The 3255-nt window shown below is 37.6% G+C and carries 5 protein-coding genes; 4 read left to right on the top strand and 1 reads right to left on the bottom strand.

Annotated features, from left to right (window positions below; translation table 11 throughout):
* On the top strand, positions 1–899 hold an 899-nt coding region (locus tag I3255_RS13445), incomplete at its 5' end, for a BRCT domain-containing protein (protein WP_238039262.1).
* Position 900: 1 nt separating this feature from the next.
* On the opposite strand, the gene I3255_RS13440 is transcribed toward I3255_RS13445, so the two are convergent.
* Positions 901–1566, bottom strand: coding sequence for an XRE family transcriptional regulator (locus I3255_RS13440; protein WP_138242095.1), 666 nt, complete (start codon positions 1564–1566; stop codon positions 901–903).
* Positions 1567–1666: 100 nt separating this feature from the next.
* On the opposite strand from I3255_RS13440, the gene I3255_RS13435 reads away from it, so the two are divergent.
* The 3 genes from I3255_RS13435 to I3255_RS13425 all read left to right on the top strand — a co-directional run.
* Positions 1667–1924 carry a YdaS family helix-turn-helix protein gene (locus I3255_RS13435; RefSeq protein WP_238039261.1) on the top strand — a complete coding sequence of 86 codons (258 nt, stop codon included), beginning with the start codon at positions 1667–1669 and terminating at the stop codon, positions 1922–1924.
* A gap of 65 nt (positions 1925–1989) precedes the next feature.
* The gene (locus I3255_RS13430) at positions 1990–2541 is read left to right on the top strand and encodes a toxin YdaT family protein (protein WP_238039260.1); all 552 of its coding nucleotides are present in this window, start codon (positions 1990–1992) and stop codon (positions 2539–2541) included.
* 148 nt (positions 2542–2689) lie between these two features.
* A partial coding sequence (locus I3255_RS13425) for a hypothetical protein (RefSeq protein WP_238039259.1) occupies positions 2690–3255 on the top strand: 566 nt, incomplete at its 3' end.

Here is a 3255-nt window from a genome sequence, read left to right as displayed (position 1 = left end):
GGCGTAATTCTGAAGATAGTGAGGCCACTGAATTTCTGGGCTTTCTCCAAGGTATTTCTGTCGATGATCATATTAGTGATAAGGAACGGCAGATTTTATCTAAGTTACTGATTAATTTGCCAGATACAATCATATGTAATTCGATCATTAAACAATTAAGTGCTGCTATATCAGAAGATGATGAGGCGCTATTAAAAGCGATTAGGCGTTGTTGTGGACAACAGTTTAAAAATACGGGCTCTGCTCAATCGGAAACCTTATTAGCTATTTGTGATGATATTGAAGATATCAACATGAAAGGTCGAATTGTTTGCTTCAGTGGGGCTGTTTCAGGAATGTCTAGGTCTCAGTTAAAATCGGAAGCTGAAAAGCAAGGGTATATAGTTTCTAATAAAGTAACACTAAACACTGATTATTTAGTAATTGGTAATAGCGCTTCTAAAGATTGGATCAGTACATCTTATGGTAGAAAAATAGAAACTGCTCTAAAAAACAAAGAAAAAGGAGCTTTAATCAATATTCTTACGTATGAAATGTGGTGTGAATTAAGCTCTGATAATACCAATATATGTGATGCGGAATTTATTGATACCTGCTTATCAATAGAAGATATTTATCAGGCTGCATGCAGAATTTTCTCAGAGTCGACTGAATATGTTATTCAGATCGAAGACTTTGATTATGATACTGAAAGTGGGAAATCAGTTAGTATTCATAAAGTAAGAAAAAATGGTATACCATTAAAGAAAAGTGAATTTGCACTTACTTGGACTGATAACGAAGAAAGAGCTCGACCATGGGTATTATCTAGGGATAAAGGACGAGCTTCATCTTTTAAATCAATTGAATCAGCTCAAGAAGCTTTAAGAAACGAAATTAACTTATTATTATCTAAATAGATTATTCTCTAAAATAACTACCGATAACAACACCACAAACCTCAATATCGTCGCCTAAAAGAGGCTGATGTGAGGGGTTTAGTGGTTTTAAATATTGTTCACCAAACTCATTCATTACTAATTCTTTAAATGTATAGCCTTTATGTGTTCTTGCTATTACACGAGAACCGGGCTGAGCCATTTTTAATGGATCAACAAATATAATGGTACCTTCAGGGTAGCTTCTTCCGTAGGGATTTGTCATCGAATCACCTACAACTCTCAAAGCAAATGTTCTCTCTGATGCTGAAGGTTCTGGGCATAAAATCATTTCAAAATCATCAAATGATACTTGTGTCTCTGAATTACAAAATTCACCAGCTCTAACCCAAGACACAATAGGTACTTCTTTTGCTTGTGTGACGCATACGCAATTGCAGTCATCTTCTTTTGTTACAGGATTTGAATTATCAGATGAAATCCATTCTGGTGGGTTTAATCCAAACCGTAACCATTCTTCGGGAACATTTAATAGATGTGCAAAAACCTCCATGCGTCTTGGCTGGACTGTCTTCCCTAGTTCGATTTTAGAAATCATAACTTGAGATGTGTGGGCTTGCTCGGCTAACTCTTGCTGAGATATGCCGGAATGCAATCTTGCCTGTTTAAATCTATCTTTTAGTTCCATGTTTACAAATTTACAACTAAAAGTTTTAAGAATCCAAAACCTTTAAGTTGTATGCGATAAAACTTTAAGTTATATTTGCGTCAGCAGGAGGTTTAAAGTTATGAGTATAACTGCGTTAGATAAAGCAATTTCCAATTGCAATGGGCAAACAGCACTGGCAGAGCGCATTAATCAGCTTTCTAAAAAAACAAAAAAGCTTAAACAATCAAACATTTTTAAGTGGCGTCAGCTAGGAGCTGTTCCTGCCGTTTGGGTTCTTGATGTTGAAATTGCTAGTGGCGTTCCTTGTTGGGAACTTAGACCGGATATATACCCCCCAGAAAGATTTAAATACAAAACATCTTTCTATTTATCTTAGTCATAAATATAGAAATCGGGTGATTTTTAATAATCTGGTTATTTATACAGTAAAGGAAAACTCTAATGTCAATTCAGAGCTTAAAAAGCGTTATGCGTAACGCTGTTGAAGGATGGCGCACCGAAGTGAGTAAAGATTTTATTACTCAGCATGTCTCTCGTCATTACCACAAAATGAGCCTTCAGTATGAAGTTGATGCTCAGCGTAAATTACTTTTAAAACCTGTGGGTGCTGATGACAAGAATAATCAGCAAAACTTTTTTCGCTATTTAGAACGTACAAGCATCGAGGCCAAAGCAACCATGATGGATCTTTTGCCTGCAGTAATTGCGGCAATGCCGAAACAACGTGCTTGTGATGCTCTCAATACTTTTCTTAACCCACTTGGATTTTCTGTCGCAACTATTGGCAATGGCGAACAGACATCTAACAGGGATCATCTGTTAGCTATATTCAATAAAGAATCATCAGAGGCTTTGTCGTCTTTGTTGTTATTGCCCGAGAACGCAACTTTAGAACAGTTACGTTCAGCCTACAAAGAAGTACAAGAAAGTGAGGGGAGTCATAAACCGTTACTGAGCTATTTGGAAACCTTAATCACTAGAAAAACAGTGTAAGGATCTCGTGCAATGAGTCTTAAATATCAAAGTATAAACGGGGAGTCTCGTTGGATGCTGACCACATCCACTCGATATATCGAAATTTCTCGTCGGCAAGCCATTCTGGTATTTAATCGTAAATTACATGCAGTAAGGAAGAGTCTTCATGGCTAGGTTATTTCAGGCTATCAGAGAGCTTTCTGGTAATGAAGCGAACATCAGTATTCCGCGTGTTTACATTCGCTTTTGTAGTGGCGACTTAAACCAAGCCGCTGTCTTTTCGCATTTAGTGTTTTGGTCTGGTTGTGCTTCATCTAAGAACGATGGATGGTTTTATAAGCGCCATGAGCAGCTTGCTGAAGAGCTATGCCTTAGCGTAGACCAAATTCGTTATACATTGAAAAAATTGAAAACGCGCCTAGGAGAGTGCCTTGGTACCACCCGTAAAAAAGCAGAGGGTGTACCGACTGTTTTCTATCGATTTGATGAAGAAAAGCTGATGGATCTTATTTTTCCGGAAGACAATTCCGATTCGGTAAATTTACCGAATGGAAACGGTGAAATTACCGAATCCATTCGGGGATCTCACCGAAACCTAGGATTCGGTAACCTTCCCGAATCCATATACAGACTCAATACAGATCCGATAAAACAGATCAATAACCCTATAGTCCCTTGCGAGGAACATCAGCTTGATATTTTGAACGATCAGAATCTAGAGCCTGTTGAACC

Origin of the sequence: Psychrobacter sp. Ps6, assembly GCF_022129235.1 — a bacterium.
In the GTDB taxonomy this organism is placed as follows: domain Bacteria; phylum Pseudomonadota; class Gammaproteobacteria; order Pseudomonadales; family Moraxellaceae; genus Psychrobacter.
This window is presented reverse-complemented; position numbering and strand designations above follow the sequence as displayed.

Bases quoted from the DNA above. Each gene is read 5' to 3' on its own strand.
- I3255_RS13440 (WP_138242095.1), bottom strand. From the start codon at position 1,566: ATGGAACTAAAAGATAGATTTAAACAGGCAAGATTGCATTCCGGCATA.
- I3255_RS13435 (WP_238039261.1), top strand. From the start codon at position 1,667: ATGAGTATAACTGCGTTAGATAAAGCAATTTCCAATTGCAATGGGCAA.
- I3255_RS13430 (WP_238039260.1), top strand. From the start codon at position 1,990: ATGTCAATTCAGAGCTTAAAAAGCGTTATGCGTAACGCTGTTGAAGGA.